5 protein-coding genes and 2 pseudogenes are annotated in these 6,236 nt (G+C 67.5%); 3 read left to right on the top strand and 4 right to left on the bottom strand.

The annotated features are described in order from the left end of the window. Together ON38_RS28670 and ON38_RS28665 are read left to right on the top strand one after the other, a co-directional pair. A partial coding sequence (locus ON38_RS28670) for a DALR anticodon-binding domain-containing protein (RefSeq protein ID WP_039828184.1) occupies positions 1-344 on the top strand: 344 nt, incomplete at its 5' end. Positions 345-611: 267 nt separating this feature from the next. Beyond that, positions 612-2,558 carry an acyl-CoA dehydrogenase family protein gene (locus ON38_RS28665; protein ID WP_039828183.1) on the top strand — a complete coding sequence of 649 codons (1,947 nt, stop codon included), beginning with the start codon at positions 612-614 and terminating at the stop codon, positions 2,556-2,558. 257 nt (positions 2,559-2,815) lie between these two features. Here ON38_RS28665 and ON38_RS28660 read toward each other — a convergent pair whose 3' ends face one another. After that, complete coding sequence (locus tag ON38_RS28660; protein ID WP_039828181.1) at positions 2,816-3,655, bottom strand: stealth family protein; 840 nt, start codon at positions 3,653-3,655, stop codon at positions 2,816-2,818. Between the two features lie 408 nt (positions 3,656-4,063). Further along, a pseudogene (locus tag ON38_RS35280) lies at positions 4,064-4,258 on the bottom strand (IS1380 family transposase); the annotation flags it as partial. 63 nt (positions 4,259-4,321) lie between these two features. Here ON38_RS35280 and ON38_RS37695 point away from each other — a divergent pair. Continuing rightward, positions 4,322-4,465 (top strand): annotated as a pseudogene (locus ON38_RS37695) (hypothetical protein); the annotation flags it as partial. A 255-nt stretch (positions 4,466-4,720) separates the two neighbouring features. Here the strand turns inward: ON38_RS37695 and ON38_RS28650 are convergent. Together ON38_RS28650 and ON38_RS28645 are read right to left on the bottom strand one after the other, a co-directional pair. Then, the gene (locus ON38_RS28650; RefSeq protein WP_174372470.1) at positions 4,721-5,704 is read right to left on the bottom strand and encodes an alpha/beta hydrolase; all 984 of its coding nucleotides are present in this window, start codon (positions 5,702-5,704) and stop codon (positions 4,721-4,723) included. A gap of 225 nt (positions 5,705-5,929) precedes the next feature. Further along, on the bottom strand, positions 5,930-6,226 hold the full coding sequence (locus tag ON38_RS28645; protein WP_039828178.1) for a DUF1330 domain-containing protein: 297 nt from the start codon (positions 6,224-6,226) through the stop codon (positions 5,930-5,932). Positions 6,227-6,236: the final 10 nt, after the last annotated feature.

Here is a 6,236-nt window from a genome sequence, read left to right as displayed (position 1 = left end):
ACGCGCACGCCCGTATCCGGTCGATCTTCCGGCGCGGCGGCGTGGACCCGGTCCGTGACGGCGCCCCCGTGCGGATCGAGGAGCCGGCGGAACGCGCGCTGGCGCTCGAACTCCTCGCCTTCCCCGATATCGTCGCCGTGGTCTCGGAGAGTATGGAATTCCATCGGCTCGCCAACTATCTCTACGGGCTGGCGACGGCGTTCACCTCGTTCTACGAGCGCTGCCCCGTCCTGAAGGCCGAGGAGCCGAGCCGCGGCAGCCGCCTGGCCCTGTGCGATCTCACCGCCCGGACCCTCGCCACCGGGCTGGGCCTGCTCGGTATCACCGCTCCCGACGAGATGTAGCGCATCAGGTCGCCGCTGGCGGCGGGGGGCAGTGGGGCTCGGCGGCGAGTTCGTATCCCCTCCGGCCGTAACGAGGGAATCCGGCCGTAACGAGGGACCGGAATATCCAGGTGCCCGATGCAGTGGCGGTCCATCGGGCCTGGTAGCGACGCCCGCGGTGCACGCTCGGCCGACCGTACGGGGCTCTTTCCCGTTCAGGCCTACCGGCGGGTAACAAAGCCTCTTACACTCGTCTGTGACCGTCATCACTTCCGAGGAGGGCATGCCATGTCCACTGCCGCGAAAGTCGACGCCACCGAGGAGCAGGCACGGCAACTGGTCGAGGAATCGCGCGAGGTCACCTGGACCAAACCGTCCTTCGCCAAGGAGATGTTCCTGGGCCGCTACCGGGTGGACCTCATCCATCCGTTCCCGAAGCCGAGCGCGCAGGACACCGCGCGCACCGAGGCCTATCTGGCGCGGCTGCGGGCCTACTGCGAGACCCTCGACGGCAGCGTGATCGAGGAGCAGGGCCGTATCCCGGAGCAGTACGTGCGCGGCCTCGCCGAGCTCGGCTGTTTCGGTCTGAAGATTCCCGAGGAGTACGGCGGGCAGGGCCTGTCCCAGGTCGGCTACAACAAGGCGTTGATGCTGGTCGGCTCGGTACACGCCAGCCTGGGCGCGCTGCTGTCCGCGCACCAGTCGATCGGCGTCCCCGAACCCCTGAAGCTGGCGGGGACCCCGGAGCAGAAGCAGCGGTTCCTCCCGCGGTGCGCGCGGGGCGCGATCAGCGCTTTTCTGCTCACCGAACCCGATGTCGGCTCCGATCCGGCGCGGATCGCCAGCACCGCGACCCCCACGGCCGACGGTGCGGCCTACGAGCTCAACGGCGTCAAACTGTGGACGACCAATGGAGTGGTCGCGGAACTACTGGTGGTGATGGCCCGGGTGCCCAAGGGCGACGGGCACCGCGGCGGTATCTCCGCCTTCGTCGTCGAGGCCGACAGCGAGGGCATCACCGTGGAGCGGCGCAATGCGTTCATGGGGCTGCGTGGCCTCGAGAACGGCGTCACCCGCATGTACAACGTCCGGGTGCCCAGGGAGAATCTCATCGGCCGGGAGGGCGACGGGTTGAAGATCGCCCTCACCACGCTCAACGCGGGACGGCTCGCGATTCCGGCGCTGTGCACCGCGGCGGCCAAATGGTCGGTCAAGATCGCCCGGGAATGGAGCACCGCCCGGGTGCAGTGGGGACGACCGGTCGGTGAACATGCCGCGGTGAGCGCCAAGGTGTCCTTCATCGCCGCGACGGCCTACGCGCTGGAGGCGGTCCTCGATCTCTCGGCGACCATGGCCGACGAGAACCGCAACGACATCCGTATCGAGGCGGCACTGGCCAAGCTGTGGGCCTCGGAAATGGGCTGCCGGATCGCCGACGAACTCGTGCAGATCCGGGGTGGCCGCGGTTACGAGACGGCGGCGTCATTGCGGGCCCGCGGTGAGCGGGCGGTCGGCGCCGAGCAGCTGGTCCGCGATCTGCGGATCAACCGCATCTTCGAAGGCTCCAGCGAGATCATGCGACTGCTCGTCGCCCGCGAGATGGCCGACGCGCATATGACCGCCGCGGGCGCACTCGTCGACAAACACGCGGAGTTCAAGGAGAAGGCCAAGGCGGCGGCGGGCGCCGGCGGCTTCTATGCGAAATGGTTCCCGCAGCTGGCCGTCGGACCGGGTACGGCACCGTCCGCGTTCGCCGAATTCGGTCCGCTGGCACGGCATATGCGCTTCGTCGAGCGGATGGCACGGAAACAGGCCCGCGCACTCATGTACGGAATGGCGCGCTGGCAGGCGAAGCTCGAGTACCGGCAGGTGTTCCTGGGCCGCCTGGTCGATATCGGTACGGAGCTGTTCGCCATGTCGGCCGCCTGTGTGCGTGCCCAGGCCGAACGCGCCGACGGCACGGCGGAAGGCGAATCCGCCACGGAACTGGCCGACGTGTTCTGCCGGCAGGCCCGGATCCGGGTGCGGCAGCTGTTCGACTCGTTGTGGGAGAACACCGACGACGAGGACGTGAAACTGGCCCGCGACCTGTTCGACGGACGCTACCGCTGGGTGGAGCAGGGCACACTCGACCCGAGCGAGGGCACCGGTCCGTGGATCGCCGAATGGCAGATGGGCCCCTCCACCGAGGAGAACCTGCTGCGACCCTGGCTGCGGGTGGGCGCACTGCGCTGACCGGTCGCGGCGACGACTGGGGGCGGGCCTGCAGCGCGGATCACCAGCGCGCGGCAGTGCCCCGATACTCCCGGCCCGGAGAGGTGATCACGCTCGACCGGTGCGACGTGGCTGTACCGGTCGAGGGGCACCACGAGTTTCTGATATCCACCGGCCGGGACACGTAACGCCGACCCACCGCTCGGCGCCGCATCCGCCACCGCCCCGCCGACGTCGTCGGCCGGCACCGGCCGTGATGAACACACCGAGTGCGGTAATCAAGAAACCGGCACGCTGACGGTATCGATGATTGCGCCGGTTGGGCTCGCGGGGGCTTCGGGCCGTTCGTAGCGGCAGGGGTGTGGAAATCGCTGGGCGAGGAAGCGTTGCAGGTCGGGGCCGAACGCCGAGTCGTCGTAGTTGAGGAACCTCGCGTCTGCCGCGCTGGCAAGGGAGACGATCTCGTCGTATGCCGGGGGTTTGCCGTAGAAGCCCACCCGGCTGCCCTCCGTTTCGAGATGCACCAGCGGTCGCGGATGGTGCTTCTGGACGTGGCTCAGAATTGCGGTGATGCTCATCGGCCCTTGCCAGCGGTCCTCGGTGACGAAATCCCGTAGATCGCGATAGGCGTCCAGCACCCACTGCTTCCGGAACCAGGCCGGCGTATGCGTTTCATAGTTGAGCGTGCCGTAGCCGAGGCGTTTGAGCAGGTCATGGGTCCGCCACAGGCTGTCCTTCCACAAGCCCGTGCCGCGACTGTCGAGGGTCGCCAGATCCTGCAGGTAGCGGTTCCGCTGGGCCTCGTCGGGCGTGAGATCGCGGAGCAGAACGAAGTCGTCGCTGAAGAAGACGTATTCCTCGTCCAGTTCCGGCAGCAGGGCCGTGAGATAGAACATCAGGAACCAGTTCGCGACGGGCGTTCTGTAGGAACCGATCCAGGCGATCGCCTCGTGTGGAACATGAACGATACCGCTCTCCGGACCCGCCAGCCATTCCGGCCGATCGCCGAACACCACTACCCGCCTCACCCACGGCATATGACGTTCGATGCTCCGCAGCGAATACCTCAGTTCGAGGTCGTCGAATGCACTGTGTTTGAGGAAATAGAGAACATCCACCGCCTGGACCTTACAGATCGAGTGAAAAACAGGGCTCAGTCGAAGTCGTAAACTGAGGATGACCGAGGCTATTCGACAGGTGTGGCCTCTGAGTCCCAGAAGATTCCGGTCGCGCTTGCCGCGTCACCGGCGGGCGGCTCGGCGGAAGTACCGGGGGGTTCGCCTGAGTCATCAGCGGTGGCCGCGCGATCCCCGGGAGTTTCGCCAGAGGCGCTGTTGATGAACCCTGCAATAGGTCCTCCCTGAAATGCTCCCTGCCATTGTGGTTCGTTCTCTCCAGTGGGAAGCGCGGAATGGGTTGGCCCGATGGAGGTCGGCGTTGTTTTGCTGTCCGGGTGGCCGTGAGCGCCCTGGAACAGCGGGTGGGCTGCCGGGTTCCACGAGCCGGGGGTGTCTTTCTTGATCGCAGATGCGGTCCTCGCAACGGATGCGGCGGCGGTGCCGTAACTCCAACTCAGGCAGTGCACCCGATGCGGTGTTGGCGACGAACGCGGTCAGCCGGAGGCCGTCCTGGTCGGTGAACCGCAACTCCGCACCAGAGTGCGGGCGTTCTTTCCGGACCACAAGCCGCATCCCGGGCGGCCCACCCGACAGATCCAGCAGTCGTATTCCGCGGTCTGCGACGCCGTACAGAAGACGACCGTGCGGGAACTGACCCGCGACCTGTTCGACGGCCGCTACCGCTGGGTGGAGCAGGGCACACTCGACCCGAGCGAGGGCACCGGTCCGTGGATCGCCGAATGGCAGATGGGCCCCTCCACCGAGGAGAACCTGCTGCGACCATGGCTGCGGGTGGGCGCACTGCGCTGACCGGTCACGGCCACCCCTCGGGACGGGACGGCAACACCGATCGCCGGCGCGCGGCAGTGCTCCGACGCACTACCGGCCGGCGAGGTGACCGAGGTCGGGCGGTGTGACGCGCCCGCACCGGGCCGGATACCGCGACATCGAGTGGATGTGCCTATTCGCGGTCCATCTCGGTCCCGGCATGGCGTGAAATGCGTAGTCGCGAAGACACTGACCCCACGATGGGCATGCCGGCTCCCGACGCTCGCGTCACCGTCGTCAGCCCGCGCCGAGTGCGTCCAGGAGCATCGGGCGGGCGGTGGTGATCGCCTGCTCCCAATAGGGCCAGGTGTGGGTGCCGTTGACGAGGTCGACGCGGGCCGGAATTCCCAGCGCGGCGAGCCGGTCGCGGAAGATCTGCGCGGCCACTGTCGCCAAGGACTCCAGACCCATCGCGTTCACGGTGTTACCGACACCGTGGGGCAGGTCGGGCGCCCCGGGCACACCGTTACCGGCCCAGATGTACATCGGCAGACCGCGCAGCCGTTCGGCCTGCACGGTCGGATCGTTGCGGTGCCAGGCCGGGTCACCGGCGGGGCCCCACATATCGTCCACATTGAACCGGCCCTCGTCCCAGAGCGCGGCGCGGACCGCTTCGTTCCACATCGGGAATGTCGGATTGAGGAATCCGGAGAACGACCCGGCGAACTTGAACTGGTCGCGGTGATGCGCGGCGAGGGCCAGCGCCGCCCCACCACCCATGGAAGCGCCCACGATGGCGTTATTACTGCGCGAGACACCGTATTTCGCGAGGAAGACCGGCAGGTCCCGGGTGAGGAAGGTTTCCCACCTGTACGTTGTGGCCTGGCCGTTCGTACTGCTCGGCCGATACCAGTCGGCATAGAAACTGGAATGCCCGCCGACCGGGAACACCAGCGTCACATCGTCTCCGGCGAACCGCCGCAGCACATCGGTATCGCTGGTCCACTGATTGTGGTCGTGGGGTGCTCGCAGGCCGTCGAGCACATAGAGCGCCGCCCGCCCGCCGCGCGCCGCCCACTGCACCTGGACCTTGATCGGTCCCATATCGGACGGCACCACGAGTTCCTGATACCCACCGGCCGGGGCACGTAGTGCCGGCGCACCGATCGGCGCCGCACTTGACACCGCACCACCGGCACCGGTGGCCAGCACCAGCGCCGCTACGAACGCACCGAGCCTCCGCAGCCGCCCCCACGCGGCCCGCCGCTTCTCCACTGCCACCCCGTATCTTGTCGTCGGTCTCGAACCGTGCCGCTGAGCAACGCTACCGACAAGATCCGCACTACGACCGCACGAGGCTTCCCATGAATCGGAAGACAGCGGACCGCGAAGCACCGCGCCGTCCGTACTCGAGTCCGTGAGCGGTCCTGACAGCGGAGATCGAAGTTTGCCGCGCACCAGCCGCTTTTCAGCCGCGCTCGGTGCGAAGATCCGAGTGGACCTCGGTCAGTCGATACCTTCGACGATGCGGAAGTCGCGCTCGAAGCCGTCGGGGAGTTCGGCCAGCGCTTCCTGGTAGGCCGCGCTCGCGCGTGCGGCGACCGCCTGTTCGAAGCTGTCGAACTCGATCAGGACGACGCGCTCGGCGATTCCGGCTTCGTGTGCGTCGACCCGGCCGCCGACGCCGGCGAGCACCCGCCCGCCCGCGGCCGCGACGGCCAGACCTGCCAGAGCGTTGTAGGCATCAAGCCTCTCGGGGGCGTCGATGGTGGGGTAGACGCTGACCCAGTAGCCCTTGGGCATTGGAACCTCC

It is taken from the genome of Nocardia testacea NBRC 100365, assembly GCF_000308775.1.
GTDB classification, from domain to species: domain Bacteria; phylum Actinomycetota; class Actinomycetes; order Mycobacteriales; family Mycobacteriaceae; genus Nocardia; species Nocardia testacea.
This window is presented reverse-complemented; position numbering and strand designations above follow the sequence as displayed.

Bases quoted from the DNA above. Each gene is read 5' to 3' on its own strand.
- ON38_RS28645 (WP_039828178.1), bottom strand. From the start codon at position 6,226: ATGCCCAAGGGCTACTGGGTCAGCGTCTACCCCACCATCGACGCCCCC.
- ON38_RS28665 (WP_039828183.1), top strand. From the start codon at position 612: ATGTCCACTGCCGCGAAAGTCGACGCCACCGAGGAGCAGGCACGGCAA.